The organism is Caballeronia glebae, from assembly GCF_001545035.1.
Classification (GTDB): domain Bacteria; phylum Pseudomonadota; class Gammaproteobacteria; order Burkholderiales; family Burkholderiaceae; genus Caballeronia; species Caballeronia glebae.
The window spans coordinates 101,725-123,523 of record NZ_FCOJ02000008.1 but is presented as its reverse complement, the minus strand read 5'-3'; the positions used below and the strand labels follow the sequence as shown (position 1 = coordinate 123,523).

The 21,799-nt window shown below is 60.9% G+C and carries 20 protein-coding genes; all 20 read right to left on the bottom strand.

Annotation, left to right across the window (positions count from 1 at the left end; all coding sequences use genetic code 11):
- Positions 1-7 precede the first annotated feature (7 nt).
- On the bottom strand, positions 8-892 hold the full coding sequence (gene atpG / locus AWB82_RS07940; RefSeq protein WP_086966600.1) for a F0F1 ATP synthase subunit gamma: 885 nt from the start codon (positions 890-892) through the stop codon (positions 8-10).
- A 64-nt stretch (positions 893-956) separates the two neighbouring features.
- Positions 957-2,498 carry a F0F1 ATP synthase subunit alpha gene (gene atpA / locus AWB82_RS07935; protein WP_086966599.1) on the bottom strand — a complete coding sequence of 514 codons (1,542 nt, stop codon included), beginning with the start codon at positions 2,496-2,498 and terminating at the stop codon, positions 957-959.
- Positions 2,499-2,566: 68 nt separating this feature from the next.
- On the bottom strand, positions 2,567-3,109 hold the full coding sequence (locus AWB82_RS07930) for a F0F1 ATP synthase subunit delta (RefSeq protein ID WP_086966598.1): 543 nt from the start codon (positions 3,107-3,109) through the stop codon (positions 2,567-2,569).
- 2 nt (positions 3,110-3,111) lie between these two features.
- Positions 3,112-3,582: a F0F1 ATP synthase subunit B gene (locus AWB82_RS07925; protein WP_086966597.1), complete on the bottom strand. Its 471-nt coding sequence runs from the start codon at positions 3,580-3,582 to the stop codon at positions 3,112-3,114.
- A gap of 133 nt (positions 3,583-3,715) precedes the next feature.
- On the bottom strand, positions 3,716-3,985 hold the full coding sequence (gene atpE, locus AWB82_RS07920; RefSeq protein ID WP_007180033.1) for a F0F1 ATP synthase subunit C: 270 nt from the start codon (positions 3,983-3,985) through the stop codon (positions 3,716-3,718).
- 89 nt (positions 3,986-4,074) lie between these two features.
- On the bottom strand, positions 4,075-4,926 hold the full coding sequence (gene atpB / locus AWB82_RS07915; protein WP_086966596.1) for a F0F1 ATP synthase subunit A: 852 nt from the start codon (positions 4,924-4,926) through the stop codon (positions 4,075-4,077).
- A gap of 177 nt (positions 4,927-5,103) precedes the next feature.
- Positions 5,104-5,649: an ATP synthase subunit I gene (locus AWB82_RS07910; protein ID WP_086966595.1), complete on the bottom strand. Its 546-nt coding sequence runs from the start codon at positions 5,647-5,649 to the stop codon at positions 5,104-5,106.
- A gap of 211 nt (positions 5,650-5,860) precedes the next feature.
- Positions 5,861-6,997 carry an SLC13 family permease gene (locus tag AWB82_RS07905; protein WP_086966594.1) on the bottom strand — a complete coding sequence of 379 codons (1,137 nt, stop codon included), beginning with the start codon at positions 6,995-6,997 and terminating at the stop codon, positions 5,861-5,863.
- Positions 6,998-7,009: 12 nt separating this feature from the next.
- Positions 7,010-7,912, bottom strand: a complete 903-nt coding sequence (locus AWB82_RS07900) for a ParB/RepB/Spo0J family partition protein (RefSeq protein ID WP_086966593.1) — start codon at positions 7,910-7,912, stop codon at positions 7,010-7,012.
- Between the two features lie 44 nt (positions 7,913-7,956).
- Positions 7,957-8,736, bottom strand: coding sequence for a ParA family protein (locus AWB82_RS07895; RefSeq protein ID WP_086966592.1), 780 nt, complete (start codon positions 8,734-8,736; stop codon positions 7,957-7,959).
- 77 nt (positions 8,737-8,813) lie between these two features.
- Positions 8,814-9,479, bottom strand: coding sequence for a 16S rRNA (guanine(527)-N(7))-methyltransferase RsmG (gene rsmG, locus AWB82_RS07890; protein ID WP_086966591.1), 666 nt, complete (start codon positions 9,477-9,479; stop codon positions 8,814-8,816).
- Positions 9,476-11,440 (bottom strand): tRNA uridine-5-carboxymethylaminomethyl(34) synthesis enzyme MnmG, encoded by a 1,965-nt coding sequence (gene mnmG / locus AWB82_RS07885; protein ID WP_086966590.1) that lies wholly within the window; start codon positions 11,438-11,440, stop codon positions 9,476-9,478. Before mnmG ends, rsmG begins: the two co-directional genes overlap by 4 nt.
- Positions 11,441-11,596: 156 nt before the next feature.
- Entirely contained in the window at positions 11,597-12,364 is a 768-nt protein-coding gene (locus AWB82_RS07880) for an ABC transporter ATP-binding protein (protein ID WP_086966589.1), read from the bottom strand.
- Positions 12,364-14,148 (bottom strand): branched-chain amino acid ABC transporter ATP-binding protein/permease, encoded by a 1,785-nt coding sequence (locus AWB82_RS07875; RefSeq protein ID WP_086966588.1) that lies wholly within the window; start codon positions 14,146-14,148, stop codon positions 12,364-12,366. Before AWB82_RS07875 ends, AWB82_RS07880 begins: the two co-directional genes overlap by 1 nt.
- Before the next feature lie 4 nt (positions 14,149-14,152).
- Positions 14,153-15,208 (bottom strand): branched-chain amino acid ABC transporter permease, encoded by a 1,056-nt coding sequence (locus tag AWB82_RS07870; RefSeq protein ID WP_086966587.1) that lies wholly within the window; start codon positions 15,206-15,208, stop codon positions 14,153-14,155.
- 143 nt (positions 15,209-15,351) lie between these two features.
- Positions 15,352-16,524 (bottom strand): ABC transporter substrate-binding protein, encoded by a 1,173-nt coding sequence (locus AWB82_RS07865; RefSeq protein WP_086966586.1) that lies wholly within the window; start codon positions 16,522-16,524, stop codon positions 15,352-15,354.
- A 357-nt stretch (positions 16,525-16,881) separates the two neighbouring features.
- Complete coding sequence (locus AWB82_RS07860) at positions 16,882-18,048, bottom strand: ABC transporter substrate-binding protein (protein WP_086966585.1); 1,167 nt, start codon at positions 18,046-18,048, stop codon at positions 16,882-16,884.
- A gap of 521 nt (positions 18,049-18,569) precedes the next feature.
- The gene (locus tag AWB82_RS07855; protein ID WP_200818065.1) at positions 18,570-19,541 is read right to left on the bottom strand and encodes a branched-chain amino acid ABC transporter permease; all 972 of its coding nucleotides are present in this window, start codon (positions 19,539-19,541) and stop codon (positions 18,570-18,572) included.
- Positions 19,541-20,425, bottom strand: a complete 885-nt coding sequence (locus AWB82_RS07850; protein WP_086966583.1) for a branched-chain amino acid ABC transporter permease — start codon at positions 20,423-20,425, stop codon at positions 19,541-19,543. Before AWB82_RS07850 ends, AWB82_RS07855 begins: the two co-directional genes overlap by 1 nt.
- Before the next feature lie 94 nt (positions 20,426-20,519).
- Positions 20,520-21,740: an ABC transporter substrate-binding protein gene (locus AWB82_RS07845; protein WP_086966582.1), complete on the bottom strand. Its 1,221-nt coding sequence runs from the start codon at positions 21,738-21,740 to the stop codon at positions 20,520-20,522.
- Positions 21,741-21,799 lie beyond the last annotated feature (59 nt).

Here is a 21,799-nt window from a genome sequence, read left to right as displayed (position 1 = left end):
AGCAAAATCAGACCGCTGCGGCGCCGCCGACGATTTCCGACAATTCCTTCGTAATCGCGGCCTGGCGGCTCTTGTTGTACACGAGCTGCAGTTCGTTGATCACGGTCTTCGCGTTGTCCGACGCGGCTTTCATCGCGACCATGCGCGCGGATTGCTCCGACGCCATGTTTTCCGCGACCGCCTGATAGACGAGCGCTTCGACGTAGCGAACGAGAAGCTCGTCCACCACGCTTTGCGCGTCCGGCTCGTAGATGTAATCCCACGAGGTCTTCGGAGTAACGCCGTCTTCGTCCTTCGCGTCGAAATCATCCACCGACAGCGGCAGCAACTGCTCGATCACCGCTTCCTGCTTCATCGTGTTGATGAAGCGCGTGTACGCGAGGTACACCGCGTTGATCTTGCCTTCCGAATACAGGTCGAGCTGCACCTTGATCGCGCCGATCAGCTTTTCCAGATGCGGCGTGTCGCCCAATTGCGTGACTTGCGACACGACCTTGGCCTTCAGGCGAGTCAGGAAGCCGAGCCCCTTGCCGCCGATCGCCGAAGCCTCGAGCTGGACACCGCTCTGATCGAGTTCCTTGATCTTGACGAGCGACGCACGCAGGATGTTCGTGTTCATGCCGCCGCACAGACCCTTGTCGGTCGTGACAAGGATCAGGCCGGCCGTCTTCGCGCCCTTGTTCTCGACCATGAACGGATGGCGATACTCCGGGTTCGCCTTGCTCATGTGCGATGCGATCGCGCGGACCTTATCGGCATACGGACGGGCGGAACGCATGCGTTCCTGGGCACGGCGCATCTTCGATGCGGCGACCATTTCCATCGCTTTCGTGATCTTGCGCGTGTTCTGCACGCTCTTGATCTTGCCGCGAATTTCCTTCATTCCAGCCATTGCTTACTCCTTGATCGAAGCCGCGCGATGCCCGATGACATCGCGCGTTACTTCTCTATCCCGATCAATAAGCGCCCGACTTCTTGAAGTCCTTCAGCGCGGCATGCAGTGCGCCTTCGTCGTCCTTCGACAAGTCTTTGTTGTCTTCGATGCGCTTAATCAGATCGCCGTGGCTGGCCTTCAGGAATTCGCGCAAGCCCTTTTCGAACGCCAGCACTTGCGAAACTTCGAGATCGTCCAGATAGCCGTTGTTGGCCGCGAACAGCGCGACAGCCAGTTCCCACACTTGCAGCGGCTGATATTGCGGCTGCTTCAGCAGTTCCGTCACGCGGCGGCCGCGCTCCAGCTGCTTGCGGGTGGCTTCGTCGAGGTCCGACGCGAACTGCGCGAACGCAGCCAGTTCACGATACTGCGCCAGGTCGGTACGGATACCGCCCGACAGCTTCTTGATGACCTTGGTCTGAGCCGCACCGCCCACGCGCGACACCGACACGCCCGCGTTGATAGCAGGGCGGATACCGGCGTTGAACAGGTCGGTTTCCAGGAAGATCTGGCCGTCGGTAATCGAGATCACGTTCGTCGGAACGAATGCGGTCACGTCGCCGGCTTGCGTTTCGATGACCGGCAGCGCCGTCAGCGAGCCGCTCTTGCCCTTCACTTCGCCGTTGGTGAACTTCTCGACGTACTCTTCCGAGACGCGAGCCGCGCGCTCCAGCAGACGCGAGTGCAGATAGAACACGTCACCCGGATACGCTTCGCGGCCCGGCGGGCGGCGCAGCAGCAGCGAGATCTGGCGATACGCCCACGCTTGCTTGGTCAAGTCGTCATAAACGATCAGCGCATCTTGCCCGCGGTCGCGGAAGTATTCGCCCATCGAGCAGCCGGCATACGGCGCGAGGTATTGCATCGCGGCCGATTCCGAAGCCGAAGCCGCCACGACGATGGTGTACGCCATCGCGCCGGTTTCTTCGAGCTTGCGCACCACGTTCATGATCGACGAAGCCTTCTGGCCAATCGCGACGTAGATACAGAACAGGTCCTTGCCCTTCTGGTTGATGATCGCGTCGACGGCCACCGCGGTCTTGCCGCACTGACGGTCGCCGATGATCAGCTCGCGCTGGCCACGGCCGATCGGCACCATCGAGTCGATCGACTTCAGACCCGTTTGCACCGGCTGCGACACCGACTTACGCCAGATCACGCCCGGAGCGATCTTTTCGATTGCGTCGGTTGCTTTTGCGTTGATCGGGCCCTTGCCGTCGATCGGATTGCCGAGCGCATCGACCACACGGCCGATGAGTTCCGGACCGACCGGCACTTCGAGAATGCGGCCCGTCGTCTTGACGATGTCGCCTTCCGAAATGTGCTCGTACTCACCGAGAATAACGGCGCCGACCGAGTCACGTTCGAGGTTCAGCGCGAGGCCGAAGGTGTTGCCCGGGAATTCGAGCATTTCGCCCTGCATCACGTCCGACAGGCCGTGAATACGCACGATACCGTCGGTCACGGAGATCACGGTGCCCTGGTTGCGAACGTCCGCGCTCGCTTCAAGGCCCTGGATCCTGCTCTTGATCAGCTCGCTGATCTCAGAGGGATTGAGTTGCATTATTCGCTCCTGATAGTCAATTCTGTTGCGTGCCAGCTAGAGACACGGGTTGATCGCCTAATAAACGTTTAGGCGGTCAGAGCCGTCTGCATGCTGGCGAGGCGCGCGCGGACCGAGGTATCGAGCACTTCGTCGCCAACCGTCACGCGAACGCCGCCGATCAGCGACTGATCGACTTCGACGTCCGCTTTCAGCTTGCGCTGGAACTTGCGTTCGAGGCTAGCAACGAGGTCGTTCAACTGTTCGCCTTCGAGGGGGAATGCGCTCACGATGTGAACATCGGCAGCACCTTCACGGGCGTTCTTCAATTCGTCGAACTGGACGGCGATTTCCGGCAGCAGCGAGAGTCGATGATTCTCGACAAGCATGCCGACAAAGTTCTTCGCCTGAGCATTACTCTGCGCGAGCGGCGATTTCACTGCGACGAGCAGGAGATCGACGATTTGCTGGCGGCTCACCTTCGGGCTCGAAGCGACCGTTTCCACTTCGGGCAGACGCGCAACCTGTGCCAACTCCTCGACGAAGGTGGACCAGCCCGCGAGATCGCCGGTTTCGGCTACGCGGAACAGCGCTTCTGCGTAAGGACGAGCGATGGTTGCAAGTTCGGCCATGATCAGAGCTCGGTTTTGAGTTGATTCAGCAGATCGGCATGAGCCTTCTGATCGACTTCGCGCTTCAGAATCTGCTCAGCGCCTTTCACAGCCAGCGCCGCGACTTCGCCACGCAGCGTTTCGCGAGCCTTCACGACTTGCTGGTCGGCGTCCGCCTTGGCTTGCGCGACGATGCGCGCGGCTTCGGCCTGGGCGTTGGCCTTGATTTCTTCTGCGACTGCGGCGGCGCGCTTCTCGGCGTCGGCGATGCGTTGCTGGCCGTCGTTGCGCGCTTGCGCGAGTTCCTGGTCGACACGCTTGTGCGCTGCTTCGAGTTCCGCTTTGCCCTTGTCGGCGGCGGCGAGGCCATCGGCAATCTTTTTCGAGCGCTCGTCGAGGGCGTTGATCAACGGCGGCCACACGAACTTCATCGTGAACCACGCGAGGATCAGAAACACGACCATTTGCGCAAACAGGGTTGCGTTGAGATTCACGGTGTTTCCTTAAACGTTGCTTGATCGGAGGTGAAACGGTTAAAAGGCGCTCATCGGCTTGTTGAGCTCGATCAGCGCCTCACCCGTTCCGTTCAGGCGTCTTTAAAAGTCAGACGCACAGTTCCGAGGAACCTCAGCCTGCGAGCTTCGAGAGCAGCGGGTTCGCAAACGCAAACAGCATTGCCACACCAACGCCGATCAGGAACGCCGCGTCGATCAGACCAGCCAGCAGGAACATCTTGGTCTGCAGCGGGTTCATCAGTTCCGGCTGGCGGGCGCATGCTTCAATGTACTTGCCGCCCATCAGACCGATACCGATACAGGCGCCGATTGCACCCAGGCCGATGATGATGCCGATACCGATGGCGGTCAGACCCTGGATGTTGGCGATGAAAGCTTGCATGATCACTCCTTTGATTAAAGACTTTGGAACTGGATTTATAAAAAACGAAAACCTAAAACCTGAACGATTCCGGAACGTGCCGTCACGCGTCAGTGTGTGTCATGCGCCTGGCCGAGGTACACCAGCGTCAGCATCATGAAAATGAACGCCTGCAACAGCACGATCAGAATGTGGAAGATCGCCCAAACCGTGCCCGCGACCACATGACCGAGGAAACCGAGCACGGAAGCGTCCGCACCGAACGTCCACATGCTGCCCAGAAGGGCGATCAGGAGGAACAGCAGTTCGCCGGCGTACATGTTGCCGAAAAGCCGCATGCCGAGCGAAACCGTCTTGGCGACGAACTCGATGATGTTCAGCGCGAGGTTCGGAATCCACAGCAGCGGATGCGCGCCGAACGGAGCCGACAGCAGCTCGTGCACGAAGCCGCCAGCGCCCTTGATCTTGATGTTGTAGTAGATCATCAGCGCGAACACGCCGAGCGCGATGCCGAGCGTACCGTTCAGGTCGGCCGTCGGCACGATGCGATGATGCGGAATGACTTCCGAAAGACCCAGCCAGCCGATCACGCGGCCCGGCAGATCCACGGGGATGAAGTCGAGCGCGTTCATCAGGGCGACCCAGACGAACACGGTCAGCGCCAGCGGAGCAATGAAGCGGCGGCTGCCGTGGATCATCGACTTCGACTGGTCTTCGACCATTTCGACCAGCATCTCGATGGCGCACTGGAAACGGCCGGGCACGCCGGACGTCGCCTTGCGCGCCGCAAGGCCGAGAATGAGGATGGTTACAAGACCGCACACGATCGACCAGAACAACGTGTCGAGATTCCAGACGTGGATGTCGAAAATCGACGTCTGCGCGTGCGTGGAAAGATTCTGCAAGTGGTGCGCAATGTACTCGGACGGATCCAGAGCGTGCGTTCCTTCGCTAGCTGCCATATCGTTAAAGCCACCCAAATTGTCAAAAATCTTTCGCTGCCTGTCGTCTCCGAGCCACCGCTTCGCGTTGCGGCTCCGGGTCGAGAGGTCCGGGTGCGGTACACGGTCCGCACCTGTTCATATGTGATGCTACTTACAACCCGCGCTGCGGGCACTTACCTGTGACGTCAAGAATCGTCACCGAAGCGCCATTGCAACCCAGTAAGTCTTCAGAGCGACGATGTACGTGACGAGCAGCGGCAACCACAACGCGCTCTTGTACCAGTACGCGACCGCCACGAACATGGCGATCGTCGCTCCCATCTTGAGCGCCTCGCCGATCATCCAACTCATGATCGTCTCCGCGCCGCTCTTTGCCTTCAGACGCGAGGCGAACAAGGCGCTCGGCACCCAGCAGATTGCTCCCCCCAGAAATGCGGACAGCGCAGCATCGCCCGGCGGCTTGTAGAACAGCCACCACAGTAGCGTCGCACCCAGGGACAAAACCATTTGCGCTGCCACCACCTTGAACGGCGTGACACGCGATGGACGACTCACCTCGGGCCCAAACAGCTTTTGTGCCTGGTCCCGCGTGAGCGGAACGATATTGTTATCTTGCGCTTCGGCATCCCACGACTCGCTCGACGAACGGCGCGGCTGATTTCCGGGGGCGTTTTCATCGCCGGTTGCGTGAGCGTCCGGCGCTCGATTTTCCTCTCGCACCGTGTTCCCACCTTCCACCAAAAGTCCGGGAAAATCACCCTGCGCTTTCGCTGCGCTTTCGAGGTGGCCTAGCTGATAAATCCGGGCGATTGTAAGCGATTGTTGTCACAGATTCAATAGTTTAGGCGCGTCAAAAACCACGGAAACGAACCTTAAAAATCGGTCTCAAAAGCGAGACTTTCCTTGCAATTGCAAGGAGATTTTCAGCCGATGCCGGAGCCCCGGCCGAGCGTCAAATAAGCGCCCAACCGATTGCCATTGCCACGATCCAGAATGGGATCGACACCATGTGAAATGGCATCCACATGCCCTTTTCACCCGAGAGCCGGACGGCGATGAGATTCGCCAGCGAGCCGATCGCGATGCCGAAACCACCCACGCTCACGCCGAACGCGAGCGCACGCCAGTCTTTGGAGAATTCCGCAAGCACGATGGCCGCCGGCACGTTGCTGATCGCCTGCGACAGCAAGGCGCCCGCCGCATACGCGCGCATCGGTGTGCCGACGCCGATATGAGCAATGCCGGCGTGAATCGACGGCAACGCAGCCGCGCTGCGCAGCACGATGAACATCATCACGAAGATGAGCAGCAAAAGCCAGTCAATCTTGAAGACGACCTCACGGCGCCATAACAAGAAGACGAGCGCGAGGACGGCGAGCGCGGGGCCGGCATGATGCGCATCGGCGAGCGCCACGAACGCCGCGAATGCGAGCACGCTCACGCCGCACAGCACGCGATCGACGCGATGCTCGTCGGCATCGCCGGACAAATCGAGCGGCTCGGCACGGAACATGGCGAACGTGACAATGCCGAGCAGCGCCATCAACGCGGCGCACAGCGGCAGCATCGCCCACACGAAGGCCGGGAAGCCGACGCCGCTCGTCTGCCAGAGGAACAGGTTCTGGGGATTGCCGAGCGGCGTGAGAATCGAGCCTGCGTTGACCGCGAGCGCGATCACGATGACGAGTCGTTTGATCGGCAAGGGCGCGAGTTTGTGCAACGACAAGGCGAGCGGCACGACGGCAAAAAGCGCGACGTCGTTGGTCAGCACGGTCGAGAGACCCGCGGCGAGCGCCACGAGCAGCAGCGCCAGGGTGCGCTCGCCGTGAATGTGGTGCACTAGCCGATGCGCGGCCCACATCAGGAATCCTGACAATTCGATGGCTTTGGTCAGGATCAGGAGACCGGCGAGCGTGAGCACTGTCTGCCAGTCGACGAGACCGGGCAGCGACATCCAAGGCCGTGGATGGGCGATCTGGAGCACGACGAACGCGAAGACGAGGATCGCGAGAACCGGCTCTTTCGAGACGGCTCTCCAGATACGCGCGAGAAAGTCGGAGCGTGTGCGTTTAACGTCGAATTCGGACAAGATGCGCGTGAATCAGACCGTGGGAGTCGGCATTTCGATGCTGCCGCGCAGCTTCGTCAGAATGCCTTCGAGCGAGTCGAGATCGCCGAAATCGATGGTGACTTTGCCGCGCCCTCTTCCGCCCAGCTTGATCTTCACGTTGGCCGAAAGCAGATCCGACAGCTCTTCTTCCAGACGACGCGTATCACGTCCGCCGTCGTTTGCGGCGCGCGCTTTTGTCGCAGGCGCTTCCTTGGTCGTCGCCGCGACGAGACGCTCCGTTTCACGCACCGACAAGCGGCGATTGACGACGTGATTGGCCAGCTGGATCTGGGTAGCCGCGTCGACGGCGAGCAGCGCGCGTGCGTGGCCCATGTCGAGGTCGCCGGCGAGGAGCATCGTCTGGACGGGCGTGGCGAGGTTCAAAAGACGCAGTAGGTTCGACACGGCGCTGCGCGAGCGGCCGACTGCCTCGGCTGCCTGTTCGTGCGTGAAACTGAACTCGTCGAGCAGGCGCTGGATGCCCTGTGCCTCTTCCAGCGGATTCAGGTCCTCCCGCTGGATATTTTCGATCAGCGCCATCGCGGCCGCGGCCTGATCCGGCACGTTCTTGACGAGTACCGGAACTTCGTCGAGACCGGCGAGGCGCGCGGCGCGGAAACGTCGCTCGCCCGCGATGATTTCATAGCGATCGCCGCCGACGGAGCGCACGAGGATCGGTTGCATCAGCCCTTGCGCGCGGATGCTCGCCGCGAGTTCCTGAAGTGCGCCCTCGTCCATGCGCGTGCGCGGCTGATACTTGCCGGCCTGCAACTTGTCGAGCGGCAACACCGAGGGTGCGCCCTCACCGCGCACGGCTTCCGTAATGTCGACGCTGCCGCCGAGCAATGCATCCAGGCCTCGGCCCAAACCCTTCTTCTTCATTACAGCGCTCATTTCGGTTCCTCCATCGGCGTTCCTGCCGCATCGAGTGGGTTTGCTTAGTTGACGTCGAGCGCGCGCACACGCTCGATCATTTCCGTGCCGAACTGGATATATGCCTGGGCACCGCGCGACGACTTGTCGAACACGACGCCCGGCAGCCCGTAGCTCGGCGCCTCGGCAAGACGCACGTTGCGCGGGATCACCACATCGAACAATTTGCTGCCGAAGTGCTCTTTCAATTGATCCGACACTTGTTGTTGTAACGTGATCCGAGGATCGAACATGACGCGCAGCAGGCCGATGACTTTCAAGTCGCGATTCAGATTCGCGTGAACCTGCTTGATCGTGTTGACGAGGTCCGAGAGCCCTTCCAGCGCGAAGTATTCGCACTGCATCGGAATTACCACGCCGTGCGCCGCGCACAACGCGTTGAGCGTCAGCAGCGAAAGCGCCGGCGGGCAATCGATCAGCACAAAGTCATAGTCATCGACTACTTCGGCGATGGCGGCACGAAGGATGCGCTCGCGGTTCTCCACACCCACGAGTTCGACCTCTGCCCCCGCGAGTTCGCGGTTGGCCGGCAGCACGTCGTAACCGAGCGCCTCCGGACGCGTGCGCGCCTCGCGCAGTGTCACGCCATCGACGAGCACTTCGTAGACGGTGTTCTCGCACGCTGACTTGTCGATGCCGCTACCCATCGTCGCGTTGCCCTGCGGATCAAGGTCGATCAGCAGCACGCGCTGACCCAGCCCCGCGAGGCTCGCCGCGAGATTGACCGCTGTCGTGGTCTTTCCAACGCCGCCCTTCTGATTTGCGACGCAGAAGATTTTTGCCATCGTTTTGTGTCCTCGTTTCTTCGCTGTCAGAAGATCAGCATGCCTGGAATGGCGGATGAAAACTCTTCAACGGACCGTCATAACGGCTCCACGGCAATCTCGACGAGATGCCGCTCGGCGTCGAGCATCGGCACGTTCAGACGCTCGATGCCAAGCACCGTGGCGCCCGCCGGCACTCGTGCGGCTTCGGCGTCGGGCTTTACGCCTTTCATTGCCAGAATCCGCCCCTTGTCCGCAACCAGATGACGCGCAAGTGTAACGAAATCGGAGAGCTCTGCGAAAGCACGAGACACGATTACATCGAATTTTTCCGGTACTTCGATACCCGGACGTAAACTCTCAACACGCCCCGTCACGACAGATAGATTGTTCAGACCTAACTGCACCTTCGCCTGCGACTGAAAAGCGCTTTTCTTGTGAACGATGTCGTTCAGCGTGACACGCAAATCCGGGAGTGCGATTGCCAGGACGATGCCGGGTAAACCGCCGCCGGAACCCACGTCCAGCGCTGTCGCCGGATTACGCGCGGAAACCGCGGGAACGATCGCGAGAGAGTCCAGAATGTGCTGGATCATCATCTGCTGCGGGTCGCGGATCGCCGTCAGGTTGTAGACGGAGTTCCATTTACCGAGCAGCGCGACGTAATCGAGCAGCTTTTGGCTTTGCGACGACGAAAGCGCGAGTCCGAGCGCGGCGGCGCCCTCTTCGAGCGTTGCCGGCAAAGATTGGTTACGCTCCGTCATTGAACCGCCGCCGGATTGCTGGTCGCTGAATCCTCGCCGGCTGAGTTGCGGCCGCGGCGACCTGCGCCGCGCTTCAGATGCACCATCAGAAGTGAAATCGCGGCCGGCGTAATGCCCGAGATACGCGATGCCTGACCAATGGTTTCAGGTCGGTGCTGGATCAGCTTCTGGCGAGCCTCGAAGGACAGGCCACGGACCTCGTTGTAGTCCAGAGCTTCAGGCAAGCGCGTGTTTTCATGCGCGCCGTTTCGCACGATCTCATCGGCCTGACGATCGATGTAGCCTTGATACTTCACACCGATCTCAATCTGCTCTTTGATCTGGCTCACCAGGACCGGATCGTCCGCCAAGGGCGCGTCCGGAGCACATAGGCCGTCGCGTAACGCACAAATTCCGTCGTAGGAAATACCCGGACGGCACAGGAGATCGGCCAAGCTGTACTCGTGGTCGATGGGTTTGCCCAGGAATGCGGTCGCTTCTTCCGCCGGCAATGTCTTGGGATTGACCCACGTCGAACGGAGGCGCTGTGTTTCACGTGAAACAGCGTCGCGCTTGCGGCTGAACGTGTCCCATCGGACGTCATCAATTACGCCCAACTCACGGCCGATCTCCGTCAGGCGCATGTCTGCGTTGTCCTCGCGCAGCGAGAGACGGTATTCAGCGCGGCTCGTGAACATTCGATACGGCTCCGACACACCGCGCGTCACAAGATCATCAACGAGAACGCCCAAATACGCCTGATCGCGGCGCGGCGACCACGCGTCTTTGCCTTGCACCTGGAGGCCGGCGTTAATGCCCGCGAGCAAACCTTGCGCGGCGGCCTCTTCGTAGCCTGTCGTTCCGTTGATCTGTCCGGCGAAAAACAAGCCATTGATCGCTTTCGTTTCAAGCGACGCCTTCAACGCACGCGGATCGAAGTAATCGTATTCGATCGCGTATCCCGGGCGAAGGATATGAGCGTGCTCCAAGCCATGCATCGAGCGCACGAGATCGAGCTGGACATCAAACGGAAGGCTCGTCGAGATGCCGTTCGGATAAAACTCGTTCGTGGTCAGCCCTTCCGGTTCCAGAAAAATCTGGTGAGCATCTTTCGACGCAAAGCGATGAATCTTGTCCTCGATCGAGGGGCAATAGCGCGGCCCCACGCCTTCAATAACGCCCGTGTACATGGGCGAGCGATCAAGCCCGGAGCGAATAATGTCATGCGTTCTGGCGTTCGTATGCGTGACCCAGCACGGCATCTGACGCGGATGCTGCTCCACCCTGCCCAAAAACGAGAACACTGGAATCGGATCGAGATCGCCCGGTTGCTCTTCGAGCTTCGAAAAATCAATCGTGCGGCCATCGATTCGCGGCGGCGTGCCGGTTTTGAGGCGGCCTTGCGGCAGCTTCAATTCCTTCAGACGCGCCGAAAGAGACACGGCAGCCGGATCGCCCGCACGGCCGCCGACGTAGTTATTAAGGCCGACGTGAATCTTCCCGTCCAGGAAAGTGCCCGCCGTCAAGACCACGGCGCGAGAGCGAAACCGTAGACCGACCTGTGTGACAGCACCGACGACGCGATCGCCTTCGACCATCAAATCGTCCACCGCCTGCTGAAACAGCCACAGATTCGGCTGATTTTCGAGCCGATGACGGATTGCCTGCTTATAAAGCAGACGATCGGCCTGCGCGCGCGTCGCCCGGACAGCCGGTCCCTTCGACGAGTTCAGGATGCGGAACTGAATGCCCGACTCGTCCGTGGCCGCTGCCATGGCACCGCCTAACGCGTCGACTTCTTTGACGAGATGGCCTTTGCCGATCCCGCCAATCGACGGATTGCAGCTCATCTGGCCAAGCGTCTCGATGTTATGGGTCAAAAGCAGCGTTTTGCAGCCCATACGCGCCAAGGCGAGCGCCGCCTCAGTGCCCGCGTGACCGCCGCCAACGACGATCACATCAAATTCTGTGGGATAAAGCATTGAGATCTCGTGTGCGAACGACACGAACCTGAAGAGAGAATAGCTTTGAATTATAACGGCTTCTTCCCGCCCCCGATTCGAACGACTGGTCGAGGACGAAAAAAATGGCGTGTTTCACGTGAAACACGCCATCGAACGACCGAAACATCGAAGGAGCTATGCGACTTTTTTCGTCAGACCAAGGTAGGTTTCGATGACTTGCGGATTGTGCTGAAGCGCGTCCGCATTCCCTTCGAGCGCGAACTCGCCCGTCTCAAGGACATAGCCGTAGTCCGAGATCTGAAGTGCGGCACGGGCGTTCTGCTCGATTAGCAGCGTTGCAACACCCGTCTGACGCAGCGCGCTGATGATGTGAAAGATCTCTTTCACGATTAGCGGGGCGAGTCCGAGGCTCGGCTCGTCGAGCATGAGAAGTTGCGGTTTCCCCATGAGCGCGCGGCCCACTGCGAGCATTTGCCTCTCTCCTCCCGACAATGTTCCTGCTGCCTGTTTCCGTCGCTCCTTGAGCCGCGGGAAAAGCTCGAACACGTGATCGAGTTGATCGAGATAATTTCGCTCGCCCGCCTTCTTACGCCGATAAGCGCCGAGCACAAGGTTGTCCTCGACCGCCATCGTCGCGAATAATTCGCGCTTCTCCGGCACGAGACACATTCCACGTGAAACACGACGCTCGATCGCCACGGCCGAGACGTCCTCGCCGAGATAGCGCACGAGGCCCTTGGCATGTCCCGTCTGCGGCAACGCGCCCATGATTGCGTTGAGCAGCGTCGACTTCCCCGCTCCGTTCGGTCCGATTACCGAAACGATTTGCCCCGCCCCGACCGTGAGCTTGCCATCGTGCAACGCTTCGACTTTGCCGTAGCGCACCGACAAACCCTCCACTTGCAAAATCGGATCGCCCACCGCGTTCGATTCGTTCGCCATCATTCCACCCCGCCTAGATATGCTTCGAGCACCGCCGGATCTTTCTGAACATCCTTCGGCAGTCCTTCGGCGATCTTCGTGCCGAATTCCATTACCACGAGCCGATCCGTCAGATTCATCACGAAGTCCATGTCGTGCTCTACCAGCAGAATGCTCATTCCTTCTGCCCGAAGCTTTCGCAGCAGGTCCGCCAGTTGAAGCTTTTCCTGATACCGCAATCCGGCAGCCGGTTCATCGAGCAACAGCAGCGTCGGGTCGCAGCACAACGCGCGGGCGATTTCGAGAATCCGCTGCTGGCCGAGCGCGAGACTGCCAGCCTCGCTATAAATATGTTTCTCCAGACCGACGCGCTTGATTTGCTTCGCGGCCTCGGACATAAGCCGCGCTTCTTCTGCCGCATTCAGACGCACGACGCTGCGCCAAACGCCGGTCTTGCCACGCAAATGCGCGCCGATCGCGACGTTCTCCAAAACCGTCATCCCCGGAAGCATCTTGACGTGCTGAAATGTCCGCCCGATTCCCCGCTTGACGATTTCACGTGAAGTCAGCTTCTCGATGCGTTCGCCGTGAAAACTGATAGCGCCGCTCGTCGCCTGAAGCACGCCCGTCACGAGATTGAACGTCGTGGATTTGCCCGCACCATTTGGTCCGATCAAACCAATGATCTCGCCCGCCTTTACTTCGAAACTCACGTCGTTGACTGCGACTAGACCGCCGAACTGTTTACGCGCATTGTCGACAACCAGCAAGCGCTCGCCTGCCGTCGGTTTGCTGCGCCGCGGCAATGAATCGCCGCGATCGGAAACGTGTGCGCGCGGCCCGCGAGGAAAGATGCGCGCGACGAAAGGCCAAACGCCCTGCCGCGCGTACTGCAGCAAGAGCACCATCAGCACGCCAAAAACGATGATCTCGAAATTACCGTTCGCGCCAAGCAACTTCGGCAGCAGCGTTTGCAGATAATCCTGAAGAACGGTGAGGATCGTCGCACCGAGAATCGCACCCCAGACATGCGAAACGCCGCCGACGACCGCCATGAACAGGAACTCGATGCCGTGATTCAGTCCGAACGGCGTCGGATTCACCGCCCGCTGCAAATGGGCGTACAGGAAGCCGGAAATGGCCGCCAGAACCGCTGCGTAGATGAAGATGACCACGCGCATCCACGCGGTATTGATTCCCATCGCCTCTGCCATCGTGCCCCCGCCACGCAGCGCGCGAATAGCGCGACCCGGCCGGCTGTTAAGCAGATTCTGAACAGAAATCACCGCGAGCAGCACGACGACCCAAATCAGGTAGTAGATACTGCGTCCCGATTCGAGTTGCCAGCCGAAGACGCTGAGCACCGGAATGCCGTTGATGCCGTCGTACTTGCCGAGCAGATCCATATTGCCGAACAGATAGAACAGCGACAGTCCCCACGCGATCGTCCCGAGCGGAAGGAAGTGCCCGGACAGGCGCATCGTGATGAGCCCGAGCAGCAGCGCGATGAAGGCAGTCAGCACGACGCCCGCAATCAGCGCGAGCCACGGCGAGACGCCGTAGCGCGTCGTCAGGAAGGCGGTCGCATACGCGCCCACGCCCACAAACGCGGCCTGGCCGAAGCTCGTCATTCCGCCAATGCCCGTCAGCAGCACGAGCCCGATCGCGACGATCGAATAGAGGCCGATGTAGTTCAGCAGCGTGATCCAGTACTCGGGCACGGCGACCGCTCCCGGCAGGATCGGCAACGCGAACACGACCAGCAGGAAAACCCAGAAAAATCGATATCGATGCAGGAATTTCATCGGCTTACTCCTCGTCCTCGTCCGAATGCGGGCTCGCCAGGCTGCGCCAGAGCAGGACCGGAATAATCAACGTAAAAACGATCACCTCCTTGTACGCGCTCGCCCAGAACGACGAATACGATTCGAGCAAGCCGACCAGGATCGATCCCGCCGCCGCGAGCGGATAGCTCACCAGACCGCCGACGATCGCGCCCACGAAACCCTTCAGGCCGATTAGGAAGCCGGAGTCGTAATAAATCGTCGTGATCGGTGCCACGAGCACGCCGCAGAGCGCGCCGAGGCCGGCCGCGAGCGTGAACGCCAAACGCCCCGCCTGCGTCGTGCCGATGCCCACGAGCCGCGCGCCCAGACGATTCACCGACGTCGCGCGCAACGCCTTGCCGGAGATCGATCGATCGAAGTAAAAGTACAGCGCGACGATCAGCACCACGGCCGTGCCGACGACCCACAGGCTCTGCCCCGAGATCGACACGCTGCCGAGATTGAAGTTGGCGTCGGAGAAGGCCGTCGTGCGCGAGCCTTCCGCGCCAAACATCACGAGCCCGAGGCCGACCATCGCGAAGTGCACGGCGACGGCCACGATAAGCAGCAACAGCGTGCTCGCCTCGGCAATCGGCTCATACGCGAGGCGATAGACGAACGGTCCCATCGGCACGACGATCAGAAGCGTCAGCGCAATCTGCACGATCATCGGCAAAGGCTGCGCGAAAGCAGCCTGAGTAACGCCCCACACCGCGACGGGAAACAGCAGATATTTGCCCGCCAGTACGGCGAGCAGGCGCCCGATTCGCTGATATCGCGAAGGATGCCGAAGGATGCCCGCAAGTTCGGCGACGAAGCAGCCTACGCCCATCGCGATGAGCAGATAGCAAGTGGCCGGCAGCTTCTGCGTCTGCAGCGCGGCCAGCGTGAGCGCGCCATACGCGACGAACTCGCCCTGCGGAATGAAAATGACGCGTGTCACGGAGAACACGAGCACCAGAGCGAGCGCGAGCAAGGCGTAGATCGCGCCCGTGGTGATCCCGTCCTGCGCGAGGATCGCCGCAATCGATAAGTCCATACTTCCTCTTCGGGGCTTCTGTGAAACAGGCGGCTCGACGACAGCCGCCGAAATATGGTCAGAGCGGCGCGCCGTTGCCGGTGCGCCGCTCGTTCATCTTGAAAATAAGAAACACGAACGCGCGATGAACGCGTTCCACGACGCTAGTCGTTCAACAGCTTCCACTTGCCGTCGACGATCTGCACCATCACGCGCGCGCGATTGTCGAAGCCGTTGTGATCGGTCGGCGTCATGTTCATGATGCCGTGCGCCACCGGCAGATCCTTCAGGTTCTCCAGCGCAGCGCGCAGTGCCTCGCGGAATTCCGGCGTGCCCGGCTGGCCCTTCTTCAGCGCTTCGGGAATCGCGCGCTGAAGCATCTGACCGGCATCCCATGCATGGCCGCCGAAGGTCGAAAGCGAGCCCGCGCCGTATGCCTTCTCATAGGCTTCCTTGTAGGCCGCCGACGACTTCTTCACCGGATTGCTATCGGGCAGTTGCTCGGTCACGAGCACCGGACCGGCGGGGAGAATCTCGCCCTCGCAGTCCTTGCCGCAGACGCGCAGGAAGTCGTTGTTGGCGACGCCGTGCGTCTGATAGACCTTGCCCTTGTAGCCGCGCTCTTTCAGCGCCTTCGCCGGCAGCGCGGACGGCGTGCCCGCGCCCGCGATCAGCACCGCGTCGGGATTCGCGCCCATCGTCTTCAGCACCTGGCCGGTCACGGACGTGTCCGTGCGGTTATAGCGCTCGTTCGTGACGATCTTCAGCTTGTGCGCCGCGGCCGCCGTGTTGAACACGTTGTACCAGCCGTCGCCGTAGGCATCCGCGAAGCCGATGAAGCCCACCGTCTTCACGCCGTGCTTCTCCATGTAGCTCGCGATTGCATCGGCCATGAGCGCGTCGTTCTGCGGCGTCTTGAAGACCCACGCTTTCTTCGCATCCATCGGCGCGATGATGGCGGCCGACGCGGCCATCGAGATCATCGGCGTCTTGCCCGCGGCGGCCGGGTCGATCATCGCGAGCGAATTCGGCGTCACGGTGGAACCGACGATCGCATCGACGTGATCTTCATCGATCAGCTTGCGCGTGTTCTGCACGGCGCGGCTCGTGTCGGAACCGTCGTCGAGCACGATCCACTCGACCGACTTCCCGCCGATTTCCTTCGGCAACAGCGCGACGGTATTTTTCTCGGGAATCCCGAGCGATGCGGCCGGTCCCGTCGCCGAGAGCGTCACGCCGATCTTCACCTGGGCGAACGCCGCGCCCGCCCCCGCGAACATGCCGCCCGCGATAGCGAGCGCGATGCCCGTCTTGATCCATGCCTTCTTCGTTTTCATTGCTTGTCTCCAAACGCGACTTGCACCATTCGGTGCGCTGCTGCGAGTTGTTATCCACTCCGCTCGCGGCGTCATGCTCCTTGCGAATTCTTTGCGTATTCGCTTCGTCGCATGCCTTGCGATCGGCCCTTCACGGGGCAACGCAGGCCGTTTTATAGGTGAACGGACCCCTGAGCCGCCCCAATTTATTGACCGCCATACTGCGCGCCAAGGCAGGTTTTCCCTGACGGCGCCTGTGCGATCCGCGGGGCTTCGCGCCCTCTTCTCTTTTTCGATGCTCTCTCATCGTGCGCAGAAAAAAGGCGCGTTCGAAACGACGCGCCTTGGTTCTTCGGATCAGCTCACATGCGCTTGCCGTCAGTTGCCCGAGAGCTTCCACTTGCCGCCGACGATCTCCACCATCACGCGCGCGCGCTGATCCAGTCCCGAGTGATCGTTCGCGCTCATGTTGAAGATGCCGTGCGACGCGGGCAGATTCTTCGTCTCTTCGATGGCCGCGCGCAGCGCTTCGCGGAACGCCTGCGTGCCCGGCTGACCTTTCTTTAACGCGACGGGAATCGCGCGTTGCAGAATGAGGCCCGCGTCCCACGCATGCCCGCCGAAGGTCGACACCGAGGCCGCGCCATACGCGCCTTCATATGCCTTCTTGTACGTGAGCGCGGCCTGCTTCACGGGATTGCTATCGGGCAACTGCTCCGCGACGAGCAGCGGACCCGCCGGCAGGAACGTGCCTTCGCAATCCTTGCCGCACACGCGCAGGAAGTCGTTATTGGCGACGCCGTGCGTCTGATAGATCTTGCCCTTGTAGCCGCGCTCCCTGAGCGTCTTTTGCGGCAGCGCGGCCGGCGTGCCCGCGCCCGCGATCAGCACCGCGTCCGCGTTCTGCGACATCATCTTGAGCACCTGGCCCGTCACGGATGCGTCGTTGCGTGCAAAGCGCTCGTTCGCGACTATCTTCAACTTCGCGAGATCGGCCGCTTTCGAGAATTCCTTGAACCAGCTCTCGCCGTAGGCATCGGAGAAGCCGATGAACGCGACCGTCTTCACGCCGTGATTCGACATGTGCTGCGCGATCGCGGTGGCCATCAGGATGTCGTTCTGCGGCGTCTTGAAGACCCACGCCTTTTTCGCGTCCATCGGTTCGACGATGCTCGCGGCCGCGGCCATCGAGATCATCGGCGTGTGGGTTTCAGCGGAGATGTCGGTCATCGCGAGCGAATTGGGGACGACCGTCGAACCGACGAGCGCATCGACGTGATCTTCGCTCGTCAGCTTGCGCGCGTTTTTCACGGCCTGAGTGGAATCGGTGGCGTCGTCGAGGACGATATATTCCACCTTCTGTCCCGCGATTTCCTTGGGAAGCAATGCGACGGTGTTCTTCTCCGGAATGCCGAGCGAGGCCGCCGGACCCGTTGCCGAAACCGTCACGCCGATTTTCACGTCCGCCAAAACCTGATTGCTGATTACCGCCGATAATGCCGCGACGGCCATTGCGACCGCCTTGCCGCGTAAAGCCAACTTCATTGATTTGCGCCCCGTAAATCGTGTTTCGCGTGAAAAGCCGCCTGCGAATATGCGCGTTATTCGCGCCCGCTCGAATCGCCGACCAACGGGTCGGGAAATGCAGTTTAGCGGACGAAAGCGCCGGCCAGCAAGCGTTTTGAAGGGTTTGGAACGCGCTTCGGTGTTGTTTTTGAGACGCGTTTCCAACGTCACCGCGTAAAGCCCAAAACCCTCGGGAAAACCCCGCCTCAAAATGCCTCGCGAGATTTTATTCGTATTATCGATGGGCAATAAAAAAAGCGCTGTTGGAATCATCCAACAGCGCTTTTCGGTCGGGCACTTTGTGCCTCATGTCTCCTCGTTCTCCACCTCAAAAATCTGGGTGCAACAGAACTAGGACGCATGTTAAAGAACGCAACAGTGCCAGGCAACCTAGCATTTACCCTAGTGGTGCATAAAAGCACCTCAACGGGGCGTATTTCTTGCAATACAGCGCGCTTCTCCGGCGGCCCCTATTAATTCGCAATTCCAACTAAATCGCTTCAGCTTTGCAGCGGCCGAACCCGCGCGACGATCTCCCCGACGATCCCGCGACGGAACGCCAGCACGCACGCGATGAAGATAATGCCCGTCACGATCGTCACCGATTCGCCCAGCGAGTTGAACCACGCCACGCCCGTAAGCCGCGCAATGCCGCTGCCGATATCGCCGAGCCGGTCTTCCAGCGCGACGATGATCGCCGCGCCGAGCAGCGGGCCGAACATCGTGCTCATACCGCCGACGAGCGTCATCAGAACGACGAGGCCCGACATCGTCCAGTAGGCATCGCCGAGCGTTTCGAAGCCGAGCACGAGCGTCTTCATCGCGCCCGCGAAGCCCGCGAGTCCCGCCGACAGCACGAACGCGAGCAACTTGTAGCGCGATGTGTCGTAACCGAGCGAGATCGCGCGCGGCTCGTTTTCCTTGATCGCGGTCAGCACCTGTCCGAACGGGGAATGCACGACGCGCACGATCAGCGCGAACGCGAGCAGCATCACGACGAGCACGACGTAGTAAAGCGTGATGTCGCTGCCGAGATCGATCGCGTTGAACAGCTTGCCGCGCGGAATGCCTTGCAGACCGTCTTCGCCGTGCGTGAACGGCGCCTGCAGGAAGACGAAGTACACCATCTGCGCGAGCGCGAGCGTGACCATCGCGAAGTAGATGCCCTGGCGGCGAATCGCGATCAGACCGGCGACCAGGCCGAGCAGCGTCGCCGCCGCCGTGCCCGCGATCACGCCGAGTTCCGGCGTGAAGTTGAGCGTCTGGATCGCGTAGCCGGCCACGTAACCCGCGGAAGCGAGGAACATCGCGTGGCCGAACGACAGCAGCCCCGTATAGCCGATCAGCAGATTGAACGCGGCCGCGAAGAGCGCGAAGCACAGCACCTTCATCATGAACAGCGGATACACGCCGACGAACGGCGCCACGATCAGGCCGATCAGCAACAGGCCGTAGAGCGCTTTTCTCTGCATCATTTTTCCTTGCCGAAGAGTCCTGCCGGGCGAATCATCAACACGATCGCCATGATGACGAAGACGACCGTCGCGGACGCTTCCGGATAAAACACGCGCGTGAAGCCTTCGATCACGCCGAGCAGCAGGCCCGTGAGAATCGAGCCCATGATCGAACCCATGCCGCCGATCACCACGACCGCGAACACCGTGATGATCATCGACTGGCCCATCAGCGGCGAAACCTGAATGACCGGCGCCGCGAGCACGCCCGCGAACGCCGCGAGCGCGACGCCGAAACCGTAGGTCAGCGTGATCATCATCGGCACGTTGATGCCAAACGCCTCCACGAGCTTCGGATTCTCCGTGCCCGCGCGCAGATACGCGCCGAGACGCGTCTTTTCGATCACGAACCACGTCGCGAAGCACACCGCGAGCGACGCCACGACCACCCACGCGCGATAGTTCGGCAGGAACATGAAGCCGAGATTGGTCGCGCCCGTAAGCAGCGACGGCACGTCGTAAGGCTGCCCCGACGAACCGTAAATGGAGCGAAACACGCCTTCGATAACGAGCGTGAGGCCGAACGTGAGCAGCAGCCCGTAGAGGTGATCGAGCTTGTAGAGCCAGCGCAGCATCGAACGCTCGACGACCACGCCGAACAGCCCGACGACGATCGGAGCCGCCACGAGCATCACCCAATAAGGGACGTTGAGATAGGAATAGCCCATCCATGCGAGCATCGCGCCCATCATGAAGAGCGCGCCGTGCGCGAAGTTGATGACGTTGAGCAAGCCGAAGATCACCGCGAGCCCGAGGCTCAGGATCGCGTAGAACGAGCCGTTCACCAGCCCGAGCAGCAGCTGGCTCATCATCGCGGCGAGTGGAATGCCGAAAATTTCCATTGAACCTGCCGTCAGAAACGTGTTGACGCGGTTGCGGCGGCGAGCGACCCAACCGGCCGCCGCCGCGCGAACGCGCTAAAGCACTACCGAGCGCTTACTTCCAGAGCTTGCAGCGCGACTCCGCCTTCGTGCCGAACGCCTGATCGCCGGGAATCGTCGCGGTGATCTTGTAGTAGTCCCACGGCTCCTTCGACTCCGACGGCTTCTTCACTTCCATCAGGTACATGTCGTGGATCATGGAACCGTCCTCGCGGATGTAGCCCTTCGCGTAGAAGTCGTCGATCTTCGCCTTCTTGAGCTGCGCCATGACCTTGTCGCTGTCGGTCGTGCCCGCCGCTTTCACGGCGTTCAGATACGTCGTGACCGCCGAGTAATCCGCGGCCTGCAGGCTGCCCGGCATCTTCTTCATCTTGTCGAAGTAGCGCTTCGCCCACGCGCGCGTCTTGTCGTCCTTGTTCCAGTACCAGCTATCCGTGGCGACGAGACCTTGCGTCGTTTCGAGACCGAGCGAGTGGATGTCGGAGATGAAGATCAGCAGCGCGGCGATCTTCATCGACTTGGTGATGCCGAACTCCTTCGCGGCCTTGATCGCGTTGATCGTGTCGCCGCCCGCGTTCGCGAGGCCGAGCACCTGCGCCTTCGATCCCTGTGCCTGCAACAGGAACGATGAAAAGTCCGACGCCGACAGCGGATGACGCACTTCGCCGAGCACCTGGCCGCCGTTCGCCTTCACGACGTCCGCGGTGTTCTTTTCGAGCGCCTTGCCGAACGCGTAGTCGGCGGTCAGGAAGTACCACGTCTTGCCGCCCTGCTTCGTCACCGCGGAACCGGTGCCTTTCGCGAGCGCCATCGTGTCGTACGCGTAATGGACCGTGTATGGCGAGCATTGCTCGTTGGTCAGGTTGTCCGCGCCCGCGCCGATGTTGATGTACGGCGTCTTCTTCTCCGCCGCGACCTGCGCGCTCGAAAGCGCCGTCGCCGAGTTCGTGCCGCCGATGATCACGTTCACGCCGTCGCGGTCGATCCATTCACGCGCGCGCGATGCCGCGATGTCCGCCTTGTTCTGGTGATCCGCATAAACGACTTCGATCGGCTTGCCGTTCACCTTGCCGCCGAAATCCGCGACCGCCATGCGAATGGCTTCGAGGCCGCCCTGGCCGTCGATGTCCGCGTAGAGGCCCGACATGTCGGTGACGAAACCGATCTTCACGGTGTTGCTGTCGGCAGCGCTGGCGCTTGTGCTCATCACCGCCACACTCGCCGCCGCAGCCGCAAAGCACAGATTAGAGAGGCGCGCGAGGGTCTTCTTTTTCATTCCAGTCTCCATGAGTTTTGATTTGATGCGGTGTTACTGGTGTTGCCCTTTCCGATGTG

Bases quoted from the DNA above. Each gene is read 5' to 3' on its own strand.
- AWB82_RS07870 (WP_086966587.1), bottom strand. From the start codon at position 15,208: ATGGACTTATCGATTGCGGCGATCCTCGCGCAGGACGGGATCACCACG.
- AWB82_RS07865 (WP_086966586.1), bottom strand. From the start codon at position 16,524: ATGAAAACGAAGAAGGCATGGATCAAGACGGGCATCGCGCTCGCTATC.
- AWB82_RS07880 (WP_086966589.1), bottom strand. From the start codon at position 12,364: ATGGCGAACGAATCGAACGCGGTGGGCGATCCGATTTTGCAAGTGGAG.
- atpA (WP_086966599.1), bottom strand. From the start codon at position 2,498: ATGCAACTCAATCCCTCTGAGATCAGCGAGCTGATCAAGAGCAGGATC.
- AWB82_RS07895 (WP_086966592.1), bottom strand. From the start codon at position 8,736: ATGGCAAAAATCTTCTGCGTCGCAAATCAGAAGGGCGGCGTTGGAAAG.
- atpB (WP_086966596.1), bottom strand. From the start codon at position 4,926: ATGGCAGCTAGCGAAGGAACGCACGCTCTGGATCCGTCCGAGTACATT.
- AWB82_RS07900 (WP_086966593.1), bottom strand. From the start codon at position 7,912: ATGAGCGCTGTAATGAAGAAGAAGGGTTTGGGCCGAGGCCTGGATGCA.
- AWB82_RS07930 (WP_086966598.1), bottom strand. From the start codon at position 3,109: ATGGCCGAACTTGCAACCATCGCTCGTCCTTACGCAGAAGCGCTGTTC.
- AWB82_RS07855 (WP_200818065.1), bottom strand. From the start codon at position 19,541: ATGCAGAGAAAAGCGCTCTACGGCCTGTTGCTGATCGGCCTGATCGTG.
- AWB82_RS07875 (WP_086966588.1), bottom strand. From the start codon at position 14,148: ATGAAATTCCTGCATCGATATCGATTTTTCTGGGTTTTCCTGCTGGTC.
- AWB82_RS07860 (WP_086966585.1), bottom strand. From the start codon at position 18,048: ATGAAGTTGGCTTTACGCGGCAAGGCGGTCGCAATGGCCGTCGCGGCA.
- AWB82_RS07850 (WP_086966583.1), bottom strand. From the start codon at position 20,425: ATGGAAATTTTCGGCATTCCACTCGCCGCGATGATGAGCCAGCTGCTG.
- atpE (WP_007180033.1), bottom strand. From the start codon at position 3,985: ATGCAAGCTTTCATCGCCAACATCCAGGGTCTGACCGCCATCGGTATC.
- atpG (WP_086966600.1), bottom strand. From the start codon at position 892: ATGGCTGGAATGAAGGAAATTCGCGGCAAGATCAAGAGCGTGCAGAAC.
- AWB82_RS07845 (WP_086966582.1), bottom strand. From the start codon at position 21,740: ATGAAAAAGAAGACCCTCGCGCGCCTCTCTAATCTGTGCTTTGCGGCT.
- mnmG (WP_086966590.1), bottom strand. From the start codon at position 11,440: ATGCTTTATCCCACAGAATTTGATGTGATCGTCGTTGGCGGCGGTCAC.
- rsmG (WP_086966591.1), bottom strand. From the start codon at position 9,479: ATGACGGAGCGTAACCAATCTTTGCCGGCAACGCTCGAAGAGGGCGCC.